This window comes from Pseudomonas sp. FP1154, assembly GCF_030687245.1.
In the GTDB taxonomy this organism is placed as follows: Bacteria; Pseudomonadota; Gammaproteobacteria; order Pseudomonadales; family Pseudomonadaceae; genus Aquipseudomonas; species Aquipseudomonas rhizophila.
On the sequence record NZ_CP117465.1, the window covers coordinates 4,778,420 to 4,803,835 of the forward strand.

21 protein-coding genes and 1 pseudogene are annotated in these 25,416 nt (G+C 60.9%); 9 read left to right on the top strand and 13 right to left on the bottom strand.

Features of this window, described 5'->3' with window-relative positions; translation table 11 throughout:
• Positions 1–28 precede the first annotated feature (28 nt).
• From PSH91_RS21415 to PSH91_RS21440, 6 genes are all read right to left on the bottom strand, one after another.
• Entirely contained in the window at positions 29–1,294 is a 1,266-nt protein-coding gene (locus tag PSH91_RS21415; RefSeq protein WP_305466716.1) for a hypothetical protein, read from the bottom strand.
• 51 nt (positions 1,295–1,345) lie between these two features.
• Positions 1,346–2,539 carry a hypothetical protein gene (locus PSH91_RS21420; protein WP_305468579.1) on the bottom strand — a complete coding sequence of 398 codons (1,194 nt, stop codon included), beginning with the start codon at positions 2,537–2,539 and terminating at the stop codon, positions 1,346–1,348.
• 108 nt (positions 2,540–2,647) lie between these two features.
• Positions 2,648–3,130, bottom strand: a complete 483-nt coding sequence (locus PSH91_RS21425) for a CS1 type fimbrial major subunit (RefSeq protein ID WP_047228905.1) — start codon at positions 3,128–3,130, stop codon at positions 2,648–2,650.
• A 45-nt stretch (positions 3,131–3,175) separates the two neighbouring features.
• Positions 3,176–3,919 (bottom strand): pilus assembly protein, encoded by a 744-nt coding sequence (locus PSH91_RS21430; RefSeq protein WP_047228904.1) that lies wholly within the window; start codon positions 3,917–3,919, stop codon positions 3,176–3,178.
• A gap of 105 nt (positions 3,920–4,024) precedes the next feature.
• Positions 4,025–6,547 carry a TcfC E-set like domain-containing protein gene (locus PSH91_RS21435; RefSeq protein ID WP_305466720.1) on the bottom strand — a complete coding sequence of 841 codons (2,523 nt, stop codon included), beginning with the start codon at positions 6,545–6,547 and terminating at the stop codon, positions 4,025–4,027.
• A gap of 110 nt (positions 6,548–6,657) precedes the next feature.
• The gene (locus tag PSH91_RS21440) at positions 6,658–7,146 is read right to left on the bottom strand and encodes a CS1 type fimbrial major subunit (protein WP_305466722.1); all 489 of its coding nucleotides are present in this window, start codon (positions 7,144–7,146) and stop codon (positions 6,658–6,660) included.
• A 429-nt stretch (positions 7,147–7,575) separates the two neighbouring features.
• Between PSH91_RS21440 and PSH91_RS21445 the strand changes: the two genes are divergently transcribed.
• From PSH91_RS21445 to purT, 4 genes and pseudogenes are all read left to right on the top strand, one after another.
• The gene (locus PSH91_RS21445; protein WP_305466724.1) at positions 7,576–8,154 is read left to right on the top strand and encodes a PadR family transcriptional regulator; all 579 of its coding nucleotides are present in this window, start codon (positions 7,576–7,578) and stop codon (positions 8,152–8,154) included.
• On the top strand, positions 8,151–8,936 hold the full coding sequence (locus tag PSH91_RS21450; protein ID WP_173406593.1) for a siderophore-interacting protein: 786 nt from the start codon (positions 8,151–8,153) through the stop codon (positions 8,934–8,936). Before PSH91_RS21445 ends, PSH91_RS21450 begins: the two co-directional genes overlap by 4 nt.
• 197 nt (positions 8,937–9,133) lie before the next feature.
• Positions 9,134–9,603 (top strand): annotated as a pseudogene (locus PSH91_RS21455) (preQ0 transporter).
• A 102-nt stretch (positions 9,604–9,705) separates the two neighbouring features.
• On the top strand, positions 9,706–10,887 hold the full coding sequence (purT, locus tag PSH91_RS21460) for a formate-dependent phosphoribosylglycinamide formyltransferase (RefSeq protein ID WP_274089973.1): 1,182 nt from the start codon (positions 9,706–9,708) through the stop codon (positions 10,885–10,887).
• 321 nt (positions 10,888–11,208) lie between these two features.
• Here purT and PSH91_RS21465 read toward each other — a convergent pair whose 3' ends face one another.
• Positions 11,209–13,623, bottom strand: a complete 2,415-nt coding sequence (locus tag PSH91_RS21465) for a glucose/quinate/shikimate family membrane-bound PQQ-dependent dehydrogenase (protein ID WP_047228897.1) — start codon at positions 13,621–13,623, stop codon at positions 11,209–11,211.
• A gap of 218 nt (positions 13,624–13,841) precedes the next feature.
• A complete protein-coding gene (locus PSH91_RS21470) occupies positions 13,842–15,224 on the bottom strand; it encodes a carbohydrate porin (RefSeq protein ID WP_305466728.1) in 1,383 nt (460 codons plus the stop codon).
• Between the two features lie 269 nt (positions 15,225–15,493).
• On the opposite strand from PSH91_RS21470, the gene PSH91_RS21475 reads away from it, so the two are divergent.
• Both PSH91_RS21475 and PSH91_RS21480 read left to right on the top strand, forming a co-directional pair.
• Positions 15,494–15,724: a VF530 family DNA-binding protein gene (locus PSH91_RS21475; protein WP_047228895.1), complete on the top strand. Its 231-nt coding sequence runs from the start codon at positions 15,494–15,496 to the stop codon at positions 15,722–15,724.
• A 3-nt stretch (positions 15,725–15,727) separates the two neighbouring features.
• Entirely contained in the window at positions 15,728–16,375 is a 648-nt protein-coding gene (locus PSH91_RS21480; RefSeq protein ID WP_047228894.1) for a Pr6Pr family membrane protein, read from the top strand.
• A gap of 161 nt (positions 16,376–16,536) precedes the next feature.
• On the opposite strand, the gene PSH91_RS21485 is transcribed toward PSH91_RS21480, so the two are convergent.
• The 3 genes from PSH91_RS21485 to PSH91_RS21495 are packed head-to-tail and all read right to left on the bottom strand — an operon-like array spanning position 16,537 to position 17,883.
• Positions 16,537–16,746 carry a DUF1289 domain-containing protein gene (locus PSH91_RS21485; protein WP_047228893.1) on the bottom strand — a complete coding sequence of 70 codons (210 nt, stop codon included), beginning with the start codon at positions 16,744–16,746 and terminating at the stop codon, positions 16,537–16,539.
• A complete protein-coding gene (locus PSH91_RS21490) occupies positions 16,743–17,267 on the bottom strand; it encodes a gamma carbonic anhydrase family protein (RefSeq protein WP_047228892.1) in 525 nt (174 codons plus the stop codon). The genes PSH91_RS21485 and PSH91_RS21490 overlap by 4 nt, the downstream gene beginning before the upstream one ends.
• Positions 17,268–17,283: 16 nt before the next feature.
• Positions 17,284–17,883, bottom strand: a complete 600-nt coding sequence (locus PSH91_RS21495; RefSeq protein WP_047228891.1) for a CoA pyrophosphatase — start codon at positions 17,881–17,883, stop codon at positions 17,284–17,286.
• A gap of 146 nt (positions 17,884–18,029) precedes the next feature.
• On the opposite strand from PSH91_RS21495, the gene PSH91_RS21500 reads away from it, so the two are divergent.
• Together PSH91_RS21500 and PSH91_RS21505 are read left to right on the top strand one after the other, a co-directional pair.
• Positions 18,030–18,581 (top strand): NUDIX hydrolase, encoded by a 552-nt coding sequence (locus PSH91_RS21500; protein ID WP_047228890.1) that lies wholly within the window; start codon positions 18,030–18,032, stop codon positions 18,579–18,581.
• Positions 18,582–18,622: 41 nt separating this feature from the next.
• Positions 18,623–19,129, top strand: coding sequence for a murein L,D-transpeptidase family protein (locus PSH91_RS21505; protein ID WP_047228889.1), 507 nt, complete (start codon positions 18,623–18,625; stop codon positions 19,127–19,129).
• Positions 19,130–19,378: 249 nt separating this feature from the next.
• On the opposite strand, the gene PSH91_RS21510 is transcribed toward PSH91_RS21505, so the two are convergent.
• Both PSH91_RS21510 and purL read right to left on the bottom strand, forming a co-directional pair.
• A complete protein-coding gene (locus tag PSH91_RS21510; protein WP_047228888.1) occupies positions 19,379–19,690 on the bottom strand; it encodes a YqfO family protein in 312 nt (103 codons plus the stop codon).
• 4 nt (positions 19,691–19,694) lie between these two features.
• A complete protein-coding gene (gene purL, locus PSH91_RS21515; protein WP_305466733.1) occupies positions 19,695–23,591 on the bottom strand; it encodes a phosphoribosylformylglycinamidine synthase in 3,897 nt (1,298 codons plus the stop codon).
• A 287-nt stretch (positions 23,592–23,878) separates the two neighbouring features.
• Between purL and mltF the strand changes: the two genes are divergently transcribed.
• Entirely contained in the window at positions 23,879–25,339 is a 1,461-nt protein-coding gene (gene mltF / locus PSH91_RS21520; protein ID WP_047228886.1) for a membrane-bound lytic murein transglycosylase MltF, read from the top strand.
• The last annotated feature ends 77 nt before the right edge of the window (positions 25,340–25,416 follow it).

Genomic DNA, 25,416 nt, shown 5'->3' on the forward strand with positions numbered 1-25,416 from the left:
CCAACCCCTTAGGAGCGATGGTGGACCGCTAGACCTCCGAATCCCAGATCACCGTCACATTGCCGATGTAGCTCTTGGCATCGCCGGCCAGCATTTCCTCGACCTGGTTGCGGGCGACTTCAAAGTGCATCGTTCCCGACCGACGCTCGATGTAATGCCCCGGCTGGAACAACTCGGTGCCGCTTCCATCGAGATAGAGCCGACGGCGGTTGACCGGTTGGCCACCAGCGTCGGTCAGGCCATTGGGCAGGGTCACACTGATATTCACCGGCACCATCTGGCCGGAGCTGGGTGCCCAGAGCAGGCAGGTGTTATCACTCGAACCGGCGAACTGGCATTGCAGGCCCATCTTGAAACGCGACGAGGCTGAGATGTGGAAGGTTTGGTCACGAAACAACCGCGTCGGTTTTTGCCCCTGGCTCAACCAGGCCTGCCAACCGCCCTGAGGTTCGAGCACGACCTTGTTGCCGCCAGGAGGCACTTCGACCTTGAGGGTGTGTTCGACATCCAGTTTGAAATTGAACGCGATTATTGAATCATTCGGGATCATCACATCGCCCATATCAAAGTCCTGCCCCGGACCAACGCTATACGTCAGCGAGCCCGTGTATTGACCGGTCGACATGGTCAAGGGATTGGGGGTACGCAGTTCGTAGGCAAAATCCAGATAACGGTAAGTCATGCTGGGGATCAAGTAACGAGCCCTTTTGGCGCACACACCTTCTACCGGGGTGGTCCAGAAAAAACCGTACCAATTGACGTTATAAGGTGCATTACCGCCGAATCGACATGGCGAGGGCGCACTGACCCAGCTAGAACCCCATAACAGGTTATGAGCCTTTAAAGCGTCAACACCTCCACCGACCAAGTCGGCTGCGTTAACAGGAAGTCGGTATTCCGAACCTATGCCGGACAAACGTATTTCAACGACTTCGGTTTCACCTGTACTTGCATGGGTTACTTGTAGCGAGCGCCAACCGGCAGGCACTTTGAACATCGCACCTTGCCGAGCGTCCCCATGATTCGCTTCGATAGGAAGGGTCGAACTGAAAGTGATAGGCAAGCGAATGCTGAACATCGTCTTGCATTGATTTGGAAATGACGCGCAGTAACCCGTGGTCGGAGTGGTATTGCGAAATTTATTCTCTTGAGGCTTAGCAGGGTCTGGCCTGAATACGGCACTGATTTCCCGGGTCAGCGCATTGGCCGTCGGAACGCCTGTCAACAACAAGGCAAAAACCGCGACTGCGCGGCACAACGAAACACCGCGCCCGAAGATGTTTGAACGACTCATTTTCACTCCAATAAAACTGCAACGAGCAAGCCCGCTCCCACAAGGGATCACCTAAACCTCTGAATCCCAGATCACCGTCACATTGCCTATGTAACTCTTGGCTTCCCCAGCTAGCATTTCCTCAACCTGATTGCGGCCGACTTCGAAATGCAGGGTGCCCGGCTTGCGGTCGATGTAGTGCCCCGGCTGGAACAGTTCGGTGCCGCTGCCGTCGAGGTAGAGCCGACGGCGGTTGACCGGTTGGCCGGCGGCGTCAGTCAAGCCGTTGGGCAGGGTCACGCTGACATTCACCGGCACCAGAAGGCCGGAGCTGGGTGCCCAGAGCAGGCAGGTGTTATCGCTCGTATCGGCGAATTGGCATTGCATACGCATCTTGAACCGCGATGAAGCCCAGATATGGAAGGTCTGGTCACGGAACAACCGGGTCGGTTTTTGCCCTTGGTTCAACCAGGCCTGCCAGCCGCCTTGGGGTTCGAGCACGACCTTGTTGCCGCCAGGAGGTACTTCGACCTTGAGCGTGTGTTGGACTTCGAGATTGAAATTGAGCGCAATCACCGAATCGTTCGGGATCATCACGTCACCCATGTCGAAGTCCTGGCCCGGCCCGACGCTGTAGCTCAACGTCCCAGTGTAATGACCGGCCGACATCTTCAAGGGGTTGGGGGTGCGCAGTTCGTAGGCAAAATCCAGATAGGTGTAGCGCATATCGGGCACCAGGTATTTGGCTTGTTTGGCGCAGGCGCTTTCTTGCGGCGTTTTCCAAAAAAATGCGTACGTGAGCGTGTTGTAGGTCGCAACACCACTGTAGCGGCACGGCGAAGGCGCATACACCCAACTGCCGCCCCATAGCCTGTAATGGGCCGTCTTGAGATCCTCACCCCCTCCCACCAGCTCGACAGGACTCACGTTGAGGCGATATTGCGAACCGATACCGGATACGCGCACTTCAACCTCTTCACTTTCGCCGGTGCTTGAATTGAAGACGGTTGCCGGACGCCAGTTGGCGGGCACCTTGAACATGGCGCCTTGCCGACTACTGGGGTGATTGGCCTGAATAGGCGCGGACGAATCAAAGGTAATGGGCATCCGGATACTGAACATGCCCGTGATTTCACATTCCCTGGGGTGCTGGGAACAATACCCACTCACCGGTGTGGTATTGGTGAACTTGTTCTCCATGGGCTTCGCCGGATCAGGCCGGAAACGCGCACTGATCTCCTGGGTCAATGCATTGGCCGTCGGCATGCCTATACACAACAAGACAAAAGCCGTGGCAACGCGGCACAGCGAAACACCGCGCCCGAAGATGTTTGAACAACTCATTTCGATCCACTCCAATAAACCGCAATTGCCCTACGGCGCAATGGCATCGAACACCATGTGCACGGTGCCGAAATAATCCCCAGGCGCATACTCCTCCTCGGTCTTGACGGCGATGATTTCCAGCCCCACACGCCGACCGGGCCGGGCCTCGGCGGCCGAGACCACCTGGGCCGAATCCAGGGTCAGTTGGACGTTGTTGAACGTCACCTGCAGGTCGATGCGCTCACGGCCATTGGACAGGTAAGCCTCTTGCCCCAGACGGGCGCCAATGGCCCCGTTGATGTTCTTCACTTCGTAATTGGCCCGCAGCGGCAGGAGCCCGGAGGTCAGGGTGCTGAACAGCATCGGCTGTTCACGCTCGACCAGTTGCGGGTCGACCGGCAGCACGTGGAAGTCGATCGTCGGGATGGTGACGAAGAGTTCGAACGTTTCCCGCTCCAGCGCTGCCCACGCGGGCAAACCCGGCAGCGTCAAGGCGGTGAACAGGAGAGTACGTAACAGCGTCTTGAACATGATGATTACCTGTGGCGCCAACGGCGGTTCAGTGACGGCATACCGTCAGCCTTTGATCTCAATGGCTTTTTCCTCGCGACCTTCGATCAGGCTGAAGCGGTACTCACGCCCAGGCTCCTTGTCGAACGAAAAGGTGCGACCGGCCATGACGTGGTGCTTGGTGGTCGGCCGGCAATCGTTGTCTTTTTGCGCAGCGCAATCCTTGAACTCATCGATCACCACCACGCTGTTGCCGTTGTTGCGCACCAGGTAGCGATCGGCGCTGTCATCGATGGCGGTCTCGAAACGGGTCTCCTTGGGCCTGACAAAAAACACCGTGCCGAAGCCGGCCAGCACCTTCACTCCGGCGGCGATCCGTTCCTTCTTGTATTGCTCGCGTTCCTCGGTGCTGACGGCGAACTCGTCCTCGGCCTCCGGCACCACCGGTACGAAGCGAACCCGGAAGTACCGCTCCTTGCTGCGGTCGCCCATGAACAGCAGACGCGTGCCTTGCATGCCGTTGGCCGGCACGATCAGGCGTGCCGGGCTGGCCATCAGACCATTCCTGGCGAGTACGCCGTCCTGATCCTGCAGCGGCACCTCCAAGTAGCTGCCGTCATCGCTGTAAAGAATCTCGAGGATGTCGACCTTGACGAATGCGGTGGACGTTCCGCCGTTGAAGATCCGTTTCATGTAGGTGCTCTTGTCGCCTTCGAGATAGTCGTAGACCACCCCGACATTAATCTGCGGCCCGGCCTGGGCCATCAGCGAAAACAGCGACAAACCACACAGAACCAATAAGCGCTTCATTACTAAAACCTCATGAGTGGAAGGCGGCCGATGGCGACCGTTTCACGGAACACTGCTTGCAATGTTGAAGGGCGCACCGCGCTGGCCGGCGCGCCAGGATCAAGTTCAACCCGCCGTCTCGATCGGGTTGTTGCTGTCGGCCAGGGTGTCTGGCGTGCAGCGCAAATCACCGATCATCAACACATCGCCCTCGCTGTTGGCGTTATCCGGGTCGAGGCGGAACTGGCAAAGCAAGTCATTGCCATAGCGCACTTCAAGCGTCGGGGAGCTGGCGTTCATCTCCATGGAGAAGAAACCGTCCACCTCGCTGACTCCACGGCTGGCGTGGTTGATCACGTGATGGCCCTTGAGCGGCTGGCCCTGCGCGTCCAGCAGACGACCGAGCACGGTCACGCTTCTCATCACGCTGACTTTGCGGTAGTCCACGCCCCCTTTGTTCAAGTGATAGCGGCTGCGTGAAGGCTCTATGTTGGCCGCCGGTGGATGCACGCCGTCGAAGTCGAAGGTCAACAGGCTGTTCTGATAGGCGGTGATGGGCACGAAGTTGCGGCCGGGACGCAAGGTGGTGGTGCCACCCGTCAGGTCGTCGGCGAGCAGGACGATGTCGTCCAGGTCGGTTTCCACATCCACGATCATGCCCGCGCCGCCACTCTGGGGCAGGCCGGTGAAGGCGACTTTCTGGCCACCCACGGCCACCGTGCTGCTGAGGTTCAAGCCACCGGTGAGGTTGTCGTTGTAGGAAGAGCGCTGGATGAAACCGTCGCCGTACACCGTATCGGTGTCGAAACTGGCGAGGCCGGACAGACCCACGCCATAGGTATCGGCCAGTACCGTGGCGGACACGCTTTGCAGCACGTGATCCTGCAGGTCCCGGCGATAGCTCAGCGACCCATTGTTGTCCCGCGTTCCGTCACGGGATGTGCGGGTGCCGATACTGCCTGACCAATACTCGCCCGGCCCGCCCAAGGCCACGCTGACGCTCAGGTCCACGCCGCGATTTCGTCGATCGGCGGTACTGGAGGTGCCCGGACGGTCGAACACCGACCACCGCCAGTTGGCATCGCTGCCGCCAAGCTTGCCACGCTGGGTCCATCCCAGGTCTACACCGGCGCCCTCGACATTGCCTTCGCTGTAGAACAGCCGCCCGTTGATCGACGACTTGTTGCTCAGTCGATGGGAGACCGACAGCGACGAATTGCTGGTCTGGCCGACGAACACGTCGCGCTGGCGGATACGGGTGCCGTCAGGCAGGGTTTCGTAAGTGTTGCGCGTGTCCAGCCAACTGCGATTATGGCTGGCCACCACACTGCCCAGACCGTAGCTGTACAGCGCCTGCAGGTCCATGCCAGTGCCGTATTGCTCGGTCTGGTAAACGTTGGCAAAGAAGCTGGTGTTGGCGGGCAGCGTCCAGTCCACCGAGGTGCCGTACTGCAGCTTGTCCTGCACCTGGCGCGTGGAAAGCCCCAACACCACTCGCGGGTGCAGCAAGTAATTGAGACCGACCCCGGCAGTCGTGAAGCCCGAGGGTTGATCGTCCCAGTTGCTCAGCAGTTTGGTTTCACGGCCGGCAAACAGGTTGTAGCGCCAACGATCATCGGCGCTGCGCCAGTTGTTGGGCTTGTAGACCAGCTCCTGGGACGTGGCGGTGGTCTGCCCGTCTTCAATCAGCCGCACTTCCACTTCATAGATGCCGCCAGGCAATGGCCGGGTATCCAGGCTCTGCAAGCCGGCGCTGACGGCCTGGGTATTGAGCAACAGGCCGTTGCGATAGATCTCTACCGCCGCCTGACGACTGGCGGTGACATAAATGGGGTACACGCTGGGCTTGGGATTATTGATCACCAGGCTGTCGGAACTGCCGTACATGACCCCCAGCGCGGTATCCGGGTTGGCCCCGAACGAACGGATCTGACGGTTCAAACCATCGGAGCCCGGCATGAAATAACCCAGGCGCAAAAAACTGTCTTGCATCTCGCGCTGGGTGTGCAACTCATGAACGGCGTGGTAGAGCTTATCGTCCGGCCCGCCCAGGCGCGAAAGCTGCAGATCGAACGACTGGGTCCAGTTACCCACGCTGGAACTGGCATTGAGGCCATAACGCCCGCCCGTATCCTGCTCCTGACCACCGTTGAGATTGAGTTGGTTATTGACGATCAAGCCCAGGCTGCCCCCCTGTGGCTGATCGTAATAACGTTTCTCCACGCTGCCGCGCTCCACTTTTTCAGTGAGGATCGACACCAGTGAATGTTCAAGGCTGTAATGCACCGCCAGCAGCCCCGCCGTGCATTTGGCTTCGCAGGCACCCAAGGCGCGCCCCTGTTTGAGCAGTTGCTCCCATTGCCCGCGCTCGACGGGCGGGATCGGGCTGTCCTGGGTGTCGGTGAATTCGAGCAAGGTAATACGATCATCGCGTGTCAACACCACCATGGCTTCGCCGAGGTACTGTTGATCGAGTTCCATACGAACCGCCAGAGGCACATCGAAAAAGTGGGCTTCAAACTCCTCCGGCAGCCCCTTGGCCTGGGACAACAGACTTCTGGGCGTCGTACCCGGGGCGGTCGGCGCAGCCAATGCACTGGCGCACAACAACAGCGCCAGCGCACCCACGATGGGTGTCATCGCAAACATCAATGGATTCTCATATCAGCAATCGGGACGTTCCAGGTACAGGCCGGCCGGGCGGCCGACCTGCGTTCATGCCCGCAGGACGAGAAAAGCCTCATCGGGCAGTGAAGGGTTTACGGGCGAGGCACCGCGTCGAAGATCACGGTGAAGTCGGCGGTGTATTGACCGACCTGGCTCTCCAGAGGCACGACCGCGGCCATGATGAGCATGTCGGCCTGGGTACCTGGAGTGGATGCCGCGTCAGTCACCACTTCCTGAGGAAACTCGGTCAGGGTGACATTGTTGAACCGGGTCAGCAGCGGAATGGCGTCCGTACCATTGGTCAGCGAAGCCTGGCCGCCCAGGATATAGGCATGCACCGAACCGTCGGTGTTCTTCACGTCGAAGGTCTGACGCAAAGGGCTCAAGGAGTTGGTCACCGGGTTGTAGTGCATGACTTCATCCTTACCGAAGTCAGGGTTGCGTGGCAGTACATGGAACTGCTTGGTGGGAATCGTCGCGGTGATATGAATAGAAGAGCGGGCATCGTCCAGAGCGAAGACCAGCGAGGAACTCAGGGCTGCGGCGACCAGAGCAGTACCGGATACGATTTGTTTGAGCATGTTTGACACCTGTTCATAGCATAAAGAGAAGGCTTGAAGTTGCAGACCCACTACAGCCTGGCCTGACCTCAACGCCGGAGCATGATCCACTCTCTTTAATTAAAAATAAGCAGGCCTATTCCCAAAAGCACGTAGCCAAACCGCCATGCGCAATAACGAAAAATACACTGCTTTATATAAAACCGAAGTTTGGATGTAAGAAACAACCCACACCTGCAAGCCACACCCCGGATTTAAAACTGCAAATGCAGACAGTTGCCTACTTTGCCGCCCGTACAGGCAAGGGATTCGGGTAAGGTCTTATCTTTTTCAAACAATTGGAACCCAACTTCGATATATCTTAGTTCCAAGATATATCGAGGGTCAAAGATATATCTACGGATAAAGATATATCTCAGTTCTATCTTATGCAGAACGGAGAGCAGGCATATGACAGTCCCCCCTTCCCATCCCAGCCGAAAACACGATGAACACGATGGTTTCGAACGTCGACCCGCAGGCCGTGAGCGTGGTAGCCGGGGCCCCCGGGTCTTCGCCTCCGGTGACCTGAAATTGCTGTTGCTGGCGCTGATTGGCGAACAGCCCTGCCACGGCTACGACTTGATCCGCCGGATCGAAAACATGTTCGACGGCGCCTATAGCCCCAGCCCCGGCGTGATCTATCCGACGCTGACCTTCCTGGAAATGGGCGTTTTGATCGCAGGCAACGCCGAAGGTGGAAAAAAACGCTACAGCGTGACCGACGCCGGACGTCTATTCCTTGAAGACCAGACCCCGGCGCTGAATGAGGTACGCATGCGCATTGAAGCGAGCAAGCGCTCCCTGCGCGGCCAAGACCGCCCCCCGGAAATCCACGAAGCGGTGTATAACCTGCGCAATGCGCTGCACAAACACCATGGCCGGTGGAGCCCGGAAGAAACTTTGCGGATTCGCGACCTGCTCAACAACACCGCCAAAGCCATTATCGACGGTCCCGACCGTCCACCTGTTTCGGAGCCCAGCCAATGACTGAAGTCGATCCAAATACCATTCACCGAGTCAGCCACGAGATCAAGCGCCGCCGCCTGCAAGTGTTGCGAGTGCAGGACCTGACTCCGCGCATGCGCCGCATCACCCTGGGCGGGCCGGAACTGGCCGGGTTCACCAGCCTCGGCAGCGACGATCACGTAAAACTGCTGTTCCCACAGAACGCCGAGGAACACGCCGCCCTGGAAAATTTCGCCCCCGGCGCTGGCAAGGATCAGGGCCCGATGCCGCAAATGCGCGACTACACCCCGCGCCGTTATGACCTGCAGACGCTGGAGCTGGACATCGACTTTGTGCTGCATGGCGATGGGCCTGCCGCGACCTGGGCGACCCAAGCGACGCCCGGGCAATACCTCAACATCGCCGGGCCAAGGGGCTCGATGATTGTCCCGGACATCTTCGACCACTACCTGCTGATCGGCGACGAAACCGCCCTGCCCGCCATCGCCCGTCGCCTGGAAAACCTGGCGGCCAACCGGCGTGCGCTGGTGGTGGTGGAAGTGGAAAACGGCGCCGAGCAGCAAATCCTTCACAGCCCCGCGCAAGTACACGTGATTTGGGTGCTGCGCGAAGGCCGCCAGAACAATCTGCTGACCACCGTGCGCCACCTGGAAATGCCCGGCGGCAAGCTGTACGCCTGGGTCGCCACCGAGAGCAAGGTATCGCGACAGATTCGCAAGGTGTTGTTGGAGGAGAAAGGGTTGGATCAGGATTTTGTGAAGGCGGTGGGGTATTGGAAGGCGGATGACAGCGAGGAGGAATGAGGTGCGGCGTGCTGGCCTGCTAAAGTACCCTGCACCCACTGACCGAACACAACCTGTGTGGGAGCAAGGCTTGCCCGCGATGAAGGCAATGAGGTCTTTCAGAAAGCGAGGCGCCTGCATCGCGAGCAAGCTTTGCTCCCACAGGGCTATCGTCGCTCTTGAATACTTGATTTACACCCCACCAGGTACCCCGATCCATGCTTTTCCTGATCGCCTATATCAGCAGCGTCGTGCTGATCAACTTCGCGTTTTCCGCCGCGCCGCACCTGGACATCATCTGGTCGGCCTGGGGCGGGCTGGTGTTTGTCCTGCGCGACATGGTGCAAACTCGATTCGGCCACGGCGCCATCGTGGCGATGCTGGTGGCGCTGGTGTTGTCCTACGTCACCTCCGACCCCCGACCATTGCCCTGGCCAGCGCCACGGCATTCGCGGTATCCGAATGCATTGACTGGCTGGTGTTCTCCATCACCAAGCGTCCGCTGCATGACCGGTTGTGGATCAGTTCGGCCCTGAGTATTCCTCTGGACACCTTCATTTTCTTCGGCATGATCGATGCCCTGACACCGGCCGTGGTGATCACCGCGCTGGTCTCGAAATTCGCCGGGGTCACGGCAGTGTGGCTGATCATGGCCTGGCGTTTGCGCAAACAGGCCGTCACCGGCTGAAGCCAAAACCTGCGGTTCATGTAAAATGCCGCGCTTTCTCCCCATGGGAAGCTCGCCCGGCGCGCGACCCTCGATGCTCCGCTCCTGTTTGAGGACCTTCAGATGACCCGTATCGGAACTCCATTGTCGCCCACCGCGACCCGCGTTTTGTTGTGTGGCAGCGGTGAACTGGGCAAGGAAGTGGTAATCGAACTGCAGCGCCTGGGCGTTGAAGTGATTGCCGTGGATCGCTACGCCAACGCGCCGGCCATGCAAGTGGCCCATCGCAGCCATGTGATCAACATGCTCGATGGCGCGGCCCTGCGCGCGGTGATCGAGGCCGAGAAGCCGCACTTCATCGTGCCGGAAATCGAAGCCATCGCCACCGCCACGCTGGTGGAACTGGAAGCTGAAGGCTTCACCGTGATCCCCACCGCCCGCGCCGCGCAACTGACCATGAACCGCGAAGGCATCCGGCGCCTGGCCGCCGAAGAGTTGGGTCTGCCGACCTCGCCGTATTTCTTCGCCGACACCGTGGAAGACTACCGCAAGGCCGTTGAAACCCTGGGCTTCCCGTGCGTGGTAAAGCCGGTGATGAGTTCCTCGGGCAAGGGCCAGAGCCTGCTGCGCAGTGCCGATGACGTGCAGAAAGCCTGGGACTACGCCCAGGAAGGCGGCCGTGCCGGCAAGGGCCGGGTGATCATCGAGGGCTTCATCGATTTCGACTATGAAATCACCCTGCTTACCGTGCGCCATGTTGGCGGCACCACCTTCTGCGCACCGGTCGGTCACCGCCAGGAAAAAGGCGACTATCAGGAATCCTGGCAGCCCCAAGCCATGAGCCCGGTGGCCCTGGCTGAATCCGAGCGCGTGGCTAAAGCCGTGACCGAGGCCCTCGGTGGTCGCGGCCTGTTTGGCGTCGAGCTGTTCATCAAGGGTGACCAGGTGTGGTTCAGCGAAGTCTCGCCGCGCCCACACGACACCGGTCTGGTGACGCTGATTTCCCAGGACCTGTCGCAGTTCGCCCTGCACGCCCGCGCCATCCTCGGCCTGCCGATTCCGCTGATCCGCCAGTTCGGCCCATCGGCCTCGGCGGTGATCCTGGTGGAAGGCCAGTCGACCCAGACCGCTTTCGCCAACCTCGGCGCAGCCCTGGCCGAACCGGACACCGCCCTGCGCCTGTTCGGTAAACCGGAAGTCAACGGCCAGCGCCGCCTGGGCGTGGCCCTGGCGCGAGACGAGTCCATCGAAGCCGCCCGCGCCAAGGCGACCCGGGCTTCCCAGGCCGTCAAGATCGAGTTGTAAGCAGTATCGCTTGCCTCATGGTGATCTGTGGGAGCAAGGCTTGCCCGCGATGAACGATAACGCGGTCCAACTGAAGACCAGGGCGCCAGCATCGCGAGCAAGCTTTGCTCCCACAGCTAACTTGGGATGACATTGGGCTAAAGAAAAAGGCGACACCCGCAAAGGTGTCGCCTTTTTCATGAGCGCCGGTTTACCCCAGATCGTGCCCACGCTCAGCGTGGGAACGCCGCCAGGGACGCTCCGCGTTCCGCTTCTGAAACGGTGACGCAGAGCGTCGGAGGATGCATTCCCACGCAGGAGCGTGGGAACGATCACTCCCGCTTAATCCGGCAGTTTATAGGCGATCACATAGTCACCCTGCTTGGTACCCAGGGAACCATGGCCACCGGCAACGACCAGCACGTATTGCTTGCCGTCCTTGCCGGTGTAGGTCATCGGCGTGGTCTGGGCACCCGCTGGCAGGCGGCCTTCCCACAGTTGCTTGCCGTTTTTCACGTCATAGGCACGCAGGTACTGGTCGAGGGTACCGCTCAGGAACGCCAGGCCGCTGGCGGTGGTGAAGGCGCCGCCCAGGCTCGGTACGCCCATGCTCAGCGGGATCGGTACCGGCGAGCTGTCACGCACGGTGCCGTTCTTGTGCATCCACAGGGTTTTGTTGTTGGTCAGGTCGACGGCCGCCACATAACCCCAGGCCGGTGCCTGGCAAGGCAGGCCCATTGGCGAAAGCAGCGCTTCGAGGATCACGCCATACGGCGCGCCTTTGTTCGGCTGCACGCCTTCGGTCTCGCTCTTGCGCCCCGGACCGCCGGCCACTTCGGCCGCAGGAACCAGTTTCGACTTGAACGCCATGTAGCTCGGATTGACGAAAGCGATCTGGCGTACCGGATCAACCGAAATACCGCCCCAGTCAAACACACCGAAGTTACCTGGGTAGACGATCGAGCCTTGCAGCGACGGCGGCGTGAACATGCCTTCGTAGCGCAGCGACTTGAAGTCGATCCGGCACAGCATCTGGTCGAACGGGGTCACGCCCCACATGTCGCGTTCCTGGAGGACCGGCGGCACGAAGTTCAGGTCGGACATCGGCTGGGTCGGCGAGGTGTAGTCACCCTCTACCGCGCCTTGCGGCACCGGGATCTCCTTGATCGGCACGATCGGCTGACCATTGCTGCGGTCCAGCACGTAGATGCTGCCCTGCTTGGTCGATGCCAGTACCGCCGGCTTCACGCCATCGGCGGTTTTCAAGTCCATCAGCGTCGGTTGCCCGCCCACGTCCATGTCCCACAGGTCATGGTGGGTAAACTGGAAGTACCAGCGCACCTTGCCGGTGGCGATATCCAGCGCGGTCAGGCCGGCGGCGTATTTCTCCGATTCTGGTGTACGGAAACCACCGAACTGGTCGGGCGTCTGGTTACCCATCGGCAGGTAGAGCATGCCGAGTTTTTCATCGACGCTGAACATGGACCACATGTTCGGCGAGTTACGGGTGTAGGTCTGGCCTTCGGCAATCGGCGTAGTGTCGTCCGGGTTGCCGCTGTCCCAGTTCCACACCAGCTCGCCGGTGTGCACGTCATAGGCGCGGATGACCCCGCTTGGCTCGTCGGTGGAGACGTTATCGGTGACGTGGCCACCGATCACCACCAGGTTCTGGGTCACGGCCGGTGGCGACGTGGAGTAGTAACCGCCGGCCGTGAAGCCGCCAATGTTGGCGGTCAGGTCGACCTGGCCCTTGTCACCGAAGTCTTCACACATCTTGCCGGTGTCGGCGTTCAGCGCGATCAGGCGCGTGTCGGCGGTCGGCAGGAAGATGCGGCGTGGGCACACGGTGCTCGCCGGCGTGGTGCTGGCCGCGCCGGTCGGGCTCTGCTCGGCCGAGGCGTACACCGCGTCATCGTGATAGGTCACGCCGCGGCAGGTCATGTGGGCCCAGCCCTTGAAGTTTTCCGCTTTCTGCGTGGAAAGCTTCGGATCGAACCGCCAGATTTCCTTGCCGGTTTCAGGCTCCAGAGCAATCACCTGGCTGTGGGGCGTGCACACGTAGAGCATGCCGTTGACCTTCAGCGGTGTGTTTTCCGCCGTGGTCTCACCCGGGTCGTTCGGCCCTGGCAGGTCGCCAGTGCGATAGGTCCAGGCCGGTTCCAGCTTGCTGACGTTCTCGGGGGTGATCTGCGCCAGGGGCGAATAACGGTCACCATGGGCACTGCGGCCATAGGAGTTCCAATCCCCGTCCGGCATCGCCGGGGCGGTGTTGGTCATGCCAGGCACGCTGTCGCGGTCCAGTTGGCCCTCGATTTCACCCGGATTGGTGAACTGGCTGGCGAGCGCGGTGATGCCGGCAATGACCACGGCGGCGCCCAAAGCACGGGTGCCCATGGGCGAAGCGTCGGGGGTCAACAGTGGACGGCGGAACCACGGCAGCAACATGACGATGCCCAAGGCAAACAGCATTGCCAGGCGCGGCACCAGTTGCCACCAGTCCAGGCCCACTTCCCACAGCGCCCACACGGTGCTGGCGAACAGCACCAGCGCGTACAGGCCCAGGGCTGCACGCCGGGCCATGATCAGCAGCACGCCGGTCAGCGCCAGGCCGATACCGGCCAGCAGGTAATACAGCGAGCCGCCAAGCGTGCTCAGCTTGATTCCCCCCGCCAACAGGGCCAGGCCCATCAATAGAAGCAGAATGCCGAGCAGGCTCGGTAGCAGACGGCTTCGACTCATAGCACCCTCAGTGCTCATAGTGTGATTCTCCGTGAGGTTTTAAGGAGTCCCGCGCAAGTAGTCACTGTAGATGACGATCTTGAGGGGGCATGGTTCAGTTGAAAGAGGTAATTGGGTTGAAGCGGTTGCTGTGGGAGCGGGTTTGCTCGCGATGGCGGCGTGACAGTCGACTTCAATGTTGGATGTGAAATCGCTACCGCGAGCAGGCTCGCTCCCACAAGGGTCTTGTGCACTGACTAGAACGACGACTGAATCTTGATCCCGCCAATCAGCGCGTCATCGACCTTGTCCACGCCACCTGGATGGCGGATGTACTGCAGGTTCGGGCGCACGGTCAGCCAGTTCGTCACGTGTACGCCGTAATACAACTCGGCGCTGTACTCGGTGTCCTGAGGCGGCAAAAAGGCCGGGTTGTCGTAACCCTGGACGGCGCGGGCCTGGTTGGTGGCCTCGGCGTTCTTGCGGTAAGCCGGGTTGACGTGAACCCGAGCCAGGGCAAAACCGATGTCATCCCTGGCGCGGGCGTCGAACAGCCCCTTGTAGACGAGACCGGCCTGGACATAGTGGTCGATGGCGTTGGTTTTCTTGTCGTGCATCGTGGCGTTGGCGAACACACTCAGGCCACGGGAATGATCACTGGCGACACTGGTCAGTTGCTGTTGCGCCCCCAACCACACGCCATGCTTGCTCGACGCGCTGCGATACGCCTCGCCGCTCAGGGCGGCCGGCTGGCCGTTGCGATCCTTGTAGGCGTCGGTGGCGTTGGCACTGCTGTAGTAATAACCGGCGCGGTATTCGCCCGGCAGACCATTGAGCTTGGGCGACCACACCAGCTCCACCGGCACTACGGCGCCCTGGGTGCCGCTGCCGCTGAGCTTGAAGCCGTTACCGGTTTCCAGGTTCGAGGGGTTTTGTTCATAAGCCCCGATCTGCGCATACAGCTCAGGCGTGAGGTGATACTTGACCCGCAGCGCCCACTGGCTGACCGGCCAGTTGTACCAGATGCCGCCCACCCAGTTGCCCACTTGCGAGCCGCAGAACGCCAGGTTCTGGAAGTCGCAGGGGAAGCTGTTGAAATCCTCGCCCTCACCGAAACGACCGGCCTTGATATCGAGCCGGTCATCGAAAAATGCCTGCTGATACCACATCTGCGTCAACCGCCAGGTCTGGCCACGGCCCCAGACTTCCTGGGCGGAAGTGAAACCGCCAACGCGCGGGTCGTTGATCCGGTCATTGCTGATGTTATTGCCGCTGCGCTCGGTGACCGTCAGTTGAAACTCGGCGGCGTGCCAACCGAGGATTTTCTGCAGGTCCAGGTGCGTGCCGAAGGCGAACTGGTCGCTGTAGCGAGCGGTGCGGTCATGGTCGTAGCCGCCGTGCAGGTTGCTGCCCATTTCACCGGTGTAATCGAACTTGAAGTCGTAGCCTTTTTTCGCGAGTTCGCTTCGCGTGCCGTTCCAGTCACCCAGCATCCAGGGTGAGTCGCTGTCGAACGCGGGAGCGGCCTGAGCGCCGATGGCAATGCCCAAGACGCCGAGACCGGCCATCAGGTGAAGGGTGTTTCTGGCGACAATACAGTGCCGGACAGCGCTGTCTTGCAGAGTCTGAACATCGAACATAAAGAAGGAATTCTTGATCTTTTTAGGGGATTCGCTGAACGCCGGGGGCTTTGGCACGGCAGAAGAAGCGTTTCAGCAGGCGGCGCAAGGATAATGTCCTGTTACAAATAGAGAAAGGCCTTTTACTGACATGAATCATTTCGGATTCGGTAACAGTAGGCGTTGCGCAAAGCCGCGAAACAAACAGGCAGCGTTTCAGTGATACTTCCACCACGCGGGCACCTCGGCTAAGGTGCGCGGCTTTACACCTCTTTGCGCGAAGGCCTCCCATGACCGAATCCAACAACAACCCGCTGCACGGCGTGACGCTGGAGCAGATCCTCAACGCCCTGGTGCAGCACTACGAATGGTCGGGTCTGGCCGAGCGCATCGACATTCGTTGCTTCAAGAGCGATCCGAGCATCAAGTCCAGCCTGACCTTTTTGCGCAAGACGCCGTGGGCGCGGGAGAAAGTCGAGCGGCTGTACATCAAGCTGATGCGCACCAAACGACCGGTCTGAGCCGTGGACATTCAGATCCGTCGGCGCCCCGCGCTGCGACAGTGCTTCGTGTCAGTGGCGGCCCTGTTGGGCTGGGCGGGGTTGAGCATCCAGTTGTACCTGATCCTGCTCGGTCGCTGGGAACTGGGCGCGAGCTTGCTCGGCGGCCTGGTGAACTTTCTCAGTTTCTTCACCGTGCTGACCAACACTCTGGTGGCCGTGGTGCTGACCTGGGAACTGATCCAGCGAGAATCGCCGGCCCGGCGCTGGTTCTTGCAGCCGGGGGTCAGCAGCGGCATTACCGTGAGCATTACCTTGGTCGGCCTGGCCTACAACCTGCTGCTGCGACATCTGTGGCAACCCGAAGGCTGGCAGTTCGTGGCCGACGAATTGCTGCACGACGTAATGCCGTTGCTGTTCATGACCTACTGGTGGTTCTGCGTGCCCAAGGGCACCTTGCGCATGAAGCACATCGGGCTGTGGATGATTTACCCGGTGGTGTACTTCGCGTGGCTCCTGCTGCGGGGGGAATTACTGGCGGCGTACCCCTACCCTTTCATTGACGTGGCGAACCTGGGTTATCCACAGGTGCTCATCAATGCCGCAGGGATATTGGCGGGGTTTGTCGCGATTGCGCTGGGGGTGGTGGGATTGGATCGGTGGCGTCGCTGAAATAAAGATTTTGGGGAACAGCATCTGTGGAAGCCAAACCTGTGGGAGCAAGGCTTGCCCGCGATGAACGATCACGCGGTCCACCTGACGACCTGGGTGCCTGCATCGCGAGCAAGCTTTGCTCCCACAGGTACGTGCTCCTACAGAGTCTTGTGTGGGCGTCAGCGCCTCACCGGCAACATCCACACCAATCCACTGGCCTTGGCCCTTTCATGACACAACGCCAGAACACTGCGTCGCTCATCGTTGTCCATCCGGCTCCAACGGGTGATTTCCGCCACGGTGCGCTGGCAGCCGGTGCAGATGTCGTCATCGTCCAGGGCGCAGATGTTCACGCAGGGCGACGGAACCGGGCGTTCTGGCGGGTTCATTGCTCTTGCTCGGCCAAGTCGCGGGCGTAGCGCTGCGCGTTGTGAACATAGTGCGCCGCGCTGGCCTCGAGCATCTTCTTCTGCGCTTCGGTCAATTCCCGCACAACCTTGCCGGGTGAGCCCATCACCAGCGAACCGTCAGGAACCTCCTTGCCTTCGCCGATCAGCGAGTTGGCGCCGATGATGCAGTTCTTGCCGATCTTCGCGCCGTTGAGGATCACCGCATTGATGCCGATAAGGCTGTAGTCCCCCACCGTGCAACCGTGAAGCATGGCGTTATGGCCGATGGTCACGCCGGTGCCGATGGTCAGCGGGAAGCCCATGTCGGTGTGCATCACCGTGCCGTCCTGCACGTTGCTGTTTTTGCCGATCAGGATCAGTTCGTTATCGCCACGCAGCACCGCGTTGAACCAGACATTGGCGCCTTCTTCGAGGCGGACCTTGCCCACCAATGTGGCGTTGGGGGCGACCCAGCTCTGTGGGTGGGTTTCGACACGGGCATCACCCAGGCGGTATTTCATGAGGTTCCTCGGGGCTTCAGGTATTGATGAAAGTCTTGGGCGGGGTGTGCAGGTCGATGCCGGCGTCGAACATCAGGTTGACCAGCTCGACCACCATGATCGCCGTCAGGCCCCAGATCTTGTACTCGCCAAAACGATAGCTGGGCACATACCAACTGCAGCCCTGGTAGTCGATGCGATGAGTGTGCTCGCGCGGGTCCTTGCGAAAGAACTCCAGCGGTACGCTGAACACCGCGGCGATCTCGGCATCGTTGGCCTGGTATTCGACGTAATCGGGAATCACCCCCACGTAGGGCGTGACCTTGATGCCGTGCAGCGAGATCAAGGGACTGAGGGGGCCGATCACTTCCACCAGGCCGGGGGGCAGGCCGATTTCTTCTTCGGCTTCGCGCAAGGCGGTGAAAATCAGGTCCGGGTCTTCCGGGTCGCGACGCCCACCGGGAAATGCCACTTCGCCGCCATGGGTCGAAAGCCCGCTGGCGCGCAGGGTCAGGACCAGTTCCGGCTCGTCACTGCGGGTAATGGGCACCAGCACCGCCGCTTCAGGGAAACGTCGGTCAGTCTCCAGATCACGTGGGGTATGGTTGCTTACTCGATGCAGTAGCTCGTCCAGCATGAGACTTCTCGATTTATTCGCTACCTTGCATCATGCACCAATCAGGCAAGCCGCCCAACCCCCGCACTGCGACGTGTCGCGAAACGACAACTTGCCGACAGCCGCCCGCAGACGCCAAGATAGGCGCAGCATTCAGGAACCCAAGCATGAAATTCTGCAGCCAGTGCGGTAACCCGGTAACCCAGCGTATCCCCGAAGGCGACTCGCGCTTGCGCTTTGTCTGCGATACCTGCCACACCATCCACTACCAGAACCCCAATATCGTGGCCGGTTGCGTGCCGACCTGGGGCAGCAAAGTGCTGCTGTGCCGGCGTGCCATCGAGCCACGGCGCGGTTACTGGACATTGCCGGCAGGTTTCATGGAGAACGGCGAAACCGTCGAGCAGGCCGCCGTGCGCGAGACCGCCGAAGAAGCCTGCGCCCGCGTGCGCAACCTGAGCATTTATACGCTGATCGATGTTCCGCATATCAGCCAGGTGCATGTATTCTTCCGCGCCGAGCTGGTGGACGAAGATTTCGCCGCCGGGCCCGAGAGCCTGGAAGTGAAACTGTTCGACGAAGCGGACATTCCCTGGGACGAGCTGGCTTTCCGCACGGTGGGCCGTACCCTAGAATACTTCTATGCTGACCGGCGAACCGAGGACTACCCGGTGCGATCCGAATCGATCCCGCCGCTGGCCCAGCCTGCCAATACCTAAAAATCCATAATAGCCGCGACACCTCTAGGGATATCGTTTCAATGCGCTGGTTGCTTGTCCTGTTCTGCTTGTCGTTCGCTGCGGTGTCCCAGGCTTCTGCGGTGGGAACCTACAACGGCAAGACCATCGAAAAAGTGCTGGTGCTCAAGTCCGCCCATCAATTGCAATTGATCAACGACGGCAAACCACTGAAGACCTATCGCATTTCATTGGGCAAGGGCGCCAAAAAAGGCCCCAAGCTGATCGAAGGCGACAAACGCACCCCCGAGGGTTTCTACTGGATCGACTGGCGCAAGACTAGCGACCGCTTCTACCTGTCGATGCACATTTCCTACCCCAACATCAGCGACGCCGCCCGCGCCCGCCGCGAAGGCGTGGAACCGGGGGGCATGATCATGATCCATGGCACCCCGGATTCCGAAGAAAACCCTGAGCAGTTGTTCCACACCCTGGACTGGACCGATGGCTGCATTGCCATGCGCAATGTGGACATGCGCGAGGTGTGGAACCTGGTGCCGGATGGCACCATGATCGAGATCCGGCCGTAGCGCCCGACCACACATGAGTTCCCTGTGGCGAGGGGATTTATCCCCGTTGGACTGCGCAGCAGTTCCCTAAGCCAACAACTCAATCTGCCCGAAATACCGAATTGCCTGGCTTGAGGGCTGCTGCGCAGCCCAGCGGGGATAAATCCCCTCGCCACAAGTCCGTGTCCACAGTTGTGTTTCAACCTATATCGCGACCAATAAAAAACCCGCTGAATCAATCAGCGGGTTTCTCATTCAACGGCCGGACGATCAAAAATCCTCCAACCGCCACACTTCATAAGCCGGTGTCTCATAGGGATGGCTCTGCTTCAACGCCGCCACCGCCGCACGAATCAACTCATCGGCCACGACAAGCTCCACTTTCCATTCCTCGACCTGCTCGACCTGCCCCGCTTCGCCAATGAACGGCTGGCTGCCGTCCAAGGGGCGGAACTGGCCCAGGCCCAGCACTTGCCAGGCGCAGTGGTCATAGGCGCCGATCCGTCCGCCACCGGCGGCGAATACGGCGCTTTTGACCACGTCCAGGTGGCTGGCCGGGACGAAGAAGCAGAGCTTGTACACGCCCTTAGTTCACCCAGACGCGGGCGTTGCGGAACATGCGCATCCATGGTGCGTCTTCGTTCCAGTCGTCCGAACGCCACGAGTTCTGCACCGCGCGGAACACACGTTCCGGGTGTGGCATCATGATCGTGACGCGGCCGTCGCGGCTGGTCAGGCCGGTGATTCCGCGCGGCGAGCCGTTCGGGTTGGCCGGGTAGGTTTCGGTGACCTTGCCGTGGTTGTCGACGAACCGCAGCGACACGCAACCGGACAAATCGGCTTCGAGCAGGGCTTCTTCGCTTTCGAATTCCGCATGGCCTTCGCCGTGGGCGATGGCGATCGGCATGCGCGAACCGGCCATGCCCTGCAGGAAGATCGAGTTGGATTCCTGGACCTGGACCATCGCCACGCGCGCTTCGAACTGCTCGGAACGGTTACGCACGAAGTGCGGCCAGAACTCGCTGCCCGGGATCAACTCGTGCAGGTTGGACATCATCTGGCAACCGTTGCACACGCCGAGGGTGAAGCTGTCGGTGCGTTCGAAGAAGCCCTGGAACGCGTCGCGGGCGCGGCTGTTGAACAGTGCCGACTTGGCCCAGCCTTCACCGGCACCCAGCACGTCGCCGTAGGAGAAACCGCCACACGCGACCATGCCCTTGAAGTCGTTCAGGTCGACACGGCCGGCCAGGATATCGCTCATGTGCACGTCGATCGCGTTGAAACCGGCGCGGTCGAACGCCGCCGCCATTTCCACCTGACCGTTGACACCCTGCTCACGCAGCACCGCCACTTGTGGGCGAATGCCTTTCTTGATGTAAGGCGCGGCCACGTCGTGATTGACGTCGTAGCTGAGCTTGGCGCTCAAACCCGGGTTGTCTTCTTCCAGCAGCGCGTCGAATTCCTGCTCGGCGCAGTCGGCGTTGTCGCGCAGGCGCTGGATCTGGTAGCTGGTTTCCGCCCACTGGCGCTGCAACAGACGGCGCTGGCCTTCGAAGACGGTGTCGCCGTTGAAGGTGATGTTGATGTGGGCGTTGTTGATCGGCTGGCCGATCACCGAGACGCAGTCGGCCAGGCCCGCTGCGCTGAACTGGGCAAGGATGTCCGGGGTGGCGTCCTGGCGAACCTGGATCACCGCACCCAGTTCCTCGTTGAACAGGATGGCAGGGATTTCAGCCGTAGACTCGGCAACGCTGTCGAGGGTCAAGCTCAGGCCGCAATGGCCGGCGAAAGCCATTTCCACCACGGTGGTCAGCAAACCACCGTCGGAACGGTCGTGGTAGGCCAGCAGATGACCGTCGGCGTTGAGGCCCTGGATGACCGCGAAGAACGCCTTCAGGTCCTCGGCATCGTCGACGTCCGGCGCTTGCGAGCCGAGCTTGCCGTGCACCTGGGCCAGGATCGAGGCGCCCATGCGGTTCTGGCCACGGCCCAGGTCGATCAAGATCAGGTCGGTGGTGCCCTTGTCCATGCGCAGTTGCGGGGTCAGGGTCTGGCGGATGTCGGTGACCGGGGCGAAACCGGTGACGATCAGCGACAGCGGCGAGGTGACGCTCTTGTCCACGCCCTCATCGTTCCAGCGCGTGGCCATGGACATGGAGTCCTTGCCCACCGGAATGGTGATGCCCAGCTCCGGGCACAGCTCCATGCCGACAGCCTTGACGGTGTCGTACAGGCGGGCGTCTTCACCCGGGTGACCGGCGGCGGACATCCAGTTGGCCGACAGTTTGATGTCGGAGATCTTGCCGATGCGCGAGGCCGCGATGTTGGTCAGGGTCTCGCCAATCGCCATGCGGCCCGACGCCGGAGCGTCCAGCAACGCCAACGGCGTGCGCTCGCCCATGGCCATGGCTTCGCCGGTGTAGACGTCGAAGCTGGTGGCGGTCACGGCAACGTCGGCCACCGGCACCTGCCACGGGCCGACCATTTGATCACGGGCCACAAGACCGGTGATGGTGCGGTCGCCGATGGTGATCAGGAAACTTTTGCTCGCCACGGCCGGGTGGTGCAGAACGCGCTCGATGGAATCGGCAACGTCGAGCGTCGACGGGTCGAAATCATCGCCCAGCTCGGCTTCGCGAACGGCCGAACGGTGCATGCGCGGGGCCTTGCCCAGCAGCACTTCCAGCGGCATGTCCACCGGACTGTTGCCGAAGTGGCTGTCGGTGACGGTCAGTTGCGGCTCGGCAGTGGCTTCGCCGACCACGGCGAACGGGCAGCGCTCGCGTTCGCAAATGGCCTGGAAACGCTCGAAGTCGGCCGGGCCGACCGCCAGGACATAACGTTCCTGGGATTCGTTGCTCCAGATTTCGTGCGGGGCCATGCCCGGCTCGTCGTTCGGAATGTTGCGCAGTTCGAAGCGGCCACCACGGCCACCGTCGTTGACCAATTCCGGGAAGGCGTTGGACAGACCGCCCGCGCCGACGTCGTGGATGAAGCTGATGGGGTTGTGTTCACCCAACTGCCAGCAACGGTCGATGACTTCCTGGCAACGGCGTTCCATTTCCGGGTTTTCCCGCTGGACCGAGGCGAAGTCCAGGTCCGCCGAGCTGGTGCCGGTGGCCATGGAGGAAGCGGCGCCGCCGCCCAGGCCGATCAGCATGGCCGGCCCACCGAGGACGATCAGCTTGGAACCGACCAGGATCTCGCCTTTCTGCACGTGTTCGGCGCGGATGTTGCCCATGCCGCCGGCGAGCATGATCGGCTTGTGGTAGCCGCGCACTTCTTCACCGCGCGGAGTGCTGATGGATTGCTCGAAGGTACGGAAGTAACCGGTCAGGGCCGGACGGCCGAATTCGTTGTTGAACGCCGCGCCCCCAAGAGGACCTTCGATCATGATGTCCAGGGCGTTGACGATGCGCTCGGGCTTGCCGTAGGGCTTTTCCCACGGCTGTTCAAAGCCCGGGATCTGCAGGTTCGATACGGTGAAGCCGGTCAGGCCAGCCTTGGGCTTGGCACCGCGACCGGTGGCGCCTTCGTCGCGGATCTCGCCACCGGAACCGGTGGACGCACCCGGGAACGGGGCGATGGCGGTCGGGTGGTTGTGAGTCTCGACCTTCATCAGGATGTGCACCGGCTCCTGGACCGCACCGTACTGGCGGGTCTCAGGGTTCGGGTAGAAACGCCCGGCGACGTTGCCGACGATCACCGCGGCGTTGTCCTTGTAGGCCGAGAGCACACCTTCGTTGTGCATCTGATAGGTGTTCTTGATCATGCCGAACAGGCTTTTTTCCTGGCTCTGGCCATCAATGTCCCAACTGGCGTTGAAGATCTTGTGCCGGCAGTGCTCGGAGTTGGCCTGGGCGAACATCATCAGTTCGATGTCGTGGGGGTTGCGCTTCAAGCCCTGGAAGGCGTTGACCAGGTAATCGATCTCGTCTTCGGCCAGGGCCAGGCCCAGCTCGGCGTTGGCTTTTTCCAGTGCGGCACGGCCGCCGCCCAGCACATCGACGGCGGTCAGCGGTTTTGGCTCGGCATGGCTGAACAGGCCCGCGGCCTGCTCCAGGTTGCCCAGGACGATCTGGGTCATGCGGTCATGCAGGCCCTCGGCGATCAGTTGGGCCTCGGCCTCGCTGAACTCACCGGCAACATAAAAGGCAATGCCGCGCTCCAGGCGCTGGATTTTCGCCAGGCCGCAGTTACGGGCGATGTCGCTGGCCTTGCTCGACCATGGCGAAATGGTGCCGAAACGTGGCAGCACCAGGAACAGACGACCGGTCGGCTCCTGGACAGGAACACTGGGACCGTACTTCAGAAGGCGCGCGAGCACCTGCTGTTCGTCGCCGGTCAAACCGCCGGTGACTTCGGCGAAGTGAGCGAATTCAGCATACAAGCCACTGACAGCCGGAACCTTCTGGCTCAGTTGCTCAAGGAGTTTGCTGTGGCGAAAGGCAGAAAGGGCAGGAGCGCCGCGCAGGATCAACATCTTCGGGACAGCCTCGGGAAGGGGGTGTGCTTTGAGGCCGTGCATTCTAGCCTAAACCGCTGGCGACGGCACCCGAAACGGCACGTACGATGCTGGCCGAATGTCGGTCTTTGCAGGAATGGCTCTTCCGGCCCCCGTTTGCACGGTCGTACCGAGATATTTTTCATCGGGGCAAAACACGGCGCCCCCCGGCCCGCCTGTGTTGCGGACACGTTTTGCAACCGCTAGCAGACTGGCCTTCTGCTGTCGAGATATGGCGGTCGGGGCCGTTTGCGTATACTGCGCAGATGTTTTCCCCAACGGCTTTGCGTCCGCGGTACGCCAAGTGGCTGATCGCAACCGGACTCTTCCTGGTGCTCAGTGGTTGTGTTGAGAAACCCAACACACTGGAGCGCGTGAAGGAGGATGGCGTGCTGCGGGTGGTTACCCGAAACAGCCCCGCCACCTACTTCCAGGATCGCAATGGTGAAACCGGCTTCGAATACGAGCTGGTGAAGCGTTTCGCCGACGATTTGGGGGTGGAGCTGAAAATCGAGACCGCCGACAACCTCGATGACCTTTTCACCCAACTGGGCAAGCCCAACGGCCCGGTACTGGCTGCCGCCGGCCTGGTCAGCAGCGAAAAACGCAAGAGTCAGGTGCGATTTTCCCACTCCTACCTCGAAGTCACCCCACAAATCATCTACCGCAACGGCCAATCACGCCCCACCGACCCGGCCGCCCTGGCGGGCAAGAAGATCATGGTGCTCAAGGGCAGCACCCACGCCGAACAATTGGCGCAGTTGAAACAGAAATATCCCGGCATCGAATACGAAGAGTCCGACGCGGTAGAAGTCGTCGACCTGCTGCGCATGGTGGATGAAGGCCAGATCGACCTGACGCTGGTGGATTCCAACGAAGTGGCAATGAACCAGGTGTACTTCCCCAACGTGCGGGTCGCTTTCGACCTGGGCGATGCCAGCAACCAGAGCTGGGCCGTGGCCCCCGGCGAAGACAACAGCCTGCTCAACGAAATCAACGCCTACCTGGACAAAGTGCAGAAGAATGGCACCCTGCAACGCCTGAAGGATCGCTACTACGGGCACGTTGATGTCCTGGGTTATGTCGGCGCCTACACCTTCGCCCAGCATTTGCAGCAGCGTCTGCCCAAGTATGAGAAGCATTTCAAGAACTACGCCAAGGCCGAAAAAGTCGACTGGCGCCTGCTGGCGGCCATCGGCTACCAGGAATCACTGTGGCAGCCGACAGTCACGTCCAAGACTGGCGTGCGCGGCCTGATGATGCTGACCCAGAACACCGCCCAGGCCATGGGTGTGTCCAATCGCCTGGACCCCAAGCAGAGCATCATGGGTGGCGCCAAGTACCTGGCCTACATAAAAGAACAATTGGACGAGAGCATCGAGGAGCCGGACCGCACCTGGTTCGCCCTCGCCGCCTACAACGTGGGTGGCGGTCACCTGGATGACGCTCGCAAACTGGCGGCCAAGGAAGGGTTGAATCCGAACAAGTGGCTGGATGTGAAGAAGATCCTGCCGCGCCTTTCCCAGAAGAAGTGGTACAGCAAAACCCGCTACGGCTACGCCCGGGGCGGTGAACCGGTGCATTTCGTGGCAAACATCCGCCGCTACTACGACATCCTGACCTGGGTCACACAGCCGCAGCTCGAAGGCGACCAGGTGGCCGAGGGCAACCTGCACGTGCCGGGCGTCGACAAGAGCAAGCCAAATCCGGAAACCCCGCCGCTCTGAATCCCCAATACACTGAGGCCCCCTTGTGGGAGCGAGCCTGCTCGCGATAGCGGTGTGTCAGTCGACATCAATGGTGA

What these genes read in the sequence shown, in the direction of transcription:
- PSH91_RS21415 (WP_305466716.1), bottom strand. Translation starts at nt 1,294, where the DNA reads ATGAGTCGTTCAAACATCTTCGGGCGCGGTGTTTCGTTGTGCCGCGCA.
- PSH91_RS21420 (WP_305468579.1), bottom strand. Translation starts at nt 2,539, where the DNA reads ATGCCGACGGCCAATGCATTGACCCAGGAGATCAGTGCGCGTTTCCGG.
- PSH91_RS21425 (WP_047228905.1), bottom strand. Translation starts at nt 3,130, where the DNA reads ATGTTCAAGACGCTGTTACGTACTCTCCTGTTCACCGCCTTGACGCTG.
- PSH91_RS21430 (WP_047228904.1), bottom strand. Translation starts at nt 3,919, where the DNA reads ATGAAGCGCTTATTGGTTCTGTGTGGTTTGTCGCTGTTTTCGCTGATG.
- PSH91_RS21435 (WP_305466720.1), bottom strand. Translation starts at nt 6,547, where the DNA reads ATGTTTGCGATGACACCCATCGTGGGTGCGCTGGCGCTGTTGTTGTGC.
- PSH91_RS21440 (WP_305466722.1), bottom strand. Translation starts at nt 7,146, where the DNA reads ATGCTCAAACAAATCGTATCCGGTACTGCTCTGGTCGCCGCAGCCCTG.
- PSH91_RS21445 (WP_305466724.1), top strand. Translation starts at nt 7,576, where the DNA reads ATGACAGTCCCCCCTTCCCATCCCAGCCGAAAACACGATGAACACGAT.
- PSH91_RS21450 (WP_173406593.1), top strand. Translation starts at nt 8,151, where the DNA reads ATGACTGAAGTCGATCCAAATACCATTCACCGAGTCAGCCACGAGATC.
- purT (WP_274089973.1), top strand. Translation starts at nt 9,706, where the DNA reads ATGACCCGTATCGGAACTCCATTGTCGCCCACCGCGACCCGCGTTTTG.
- PSH91_RS21465 (WP_047228897.1), bottom strand. Translation starts at nt 13,623, where the DNA reads ATGAGCACTGAGGGTGCTATGAGTCGAAGCCGTCTGCTACCGAGCCTG.
- PSH91_RS21470 (WP_305466728.1), bottom strand. Translation starts at nt 15,224, where the DNA reads ATGTTCGATGTTCAGACTCTGCAAGACAGCGCTGTCCGGCACTGTATT.
- PSH91_RS21475 (WP_047228895.1), top strand. Translation starts at nt 15,494, where the DNA reads ATGACCGAATCCAACAACAACCCGCTGCACGGCGTGACGCTGGAGCAG.
- PSH91_RS21485 (WP_047228893.1), bottom strand. Translation starts at nt 16,746, where the DNA reads ATGAACCCGCCAGAACGCCCGGTTCCGTCGCCCTGCGTGAACATCTGC.
- PSH91_RS21490 (WP_047228892.1), bottom strand. Translation starts at nt 17,267, where the DNA reads ATGAAATACCGCCTGGGTGATGCCCGTGTCGAAACCCACCCACAGAGC.
- PSH91_RS21495 (WP_047228891.1), bottom strand. Translation starts at nt 17,883, where the DNA reads ATGCTGGACGAGCTACTGCATCGAGTAAGCAACCATACCCCACGTGAT.
- PSH91_RS21500 (WP_047228890.1), top strand. Translation starts at nt 18,030, where the DNA reads ATGAAATTCTGCAGCCAGTGCGGTAACCCGGTAACCCAGCGTATCCCC.
- PSH91_RS21505 (WP_047228889.1), top strand. Translation starts at nt 18,623, where the DNA reads ATGCGCTGGTTGCTTGTCCTGTTCTGCTTGTCGTTCGCTGCGGTGTCC.
- purL (WP_305466733.1), bottom strand. Translation starts at nt 23,591, where the DNA reads ATGTTGATCCTGCGCGGCGCTCCTGCCCTTTCTGCCTTTCGCCACAGC.
- mltF (WP_047228886.1), top strand. Translation starts at nt 23,879, where the DNA reads ATGTTTTCCCCAACGGCTTTGCGTCCGCGGTACGCCAAGTGGCTGATC.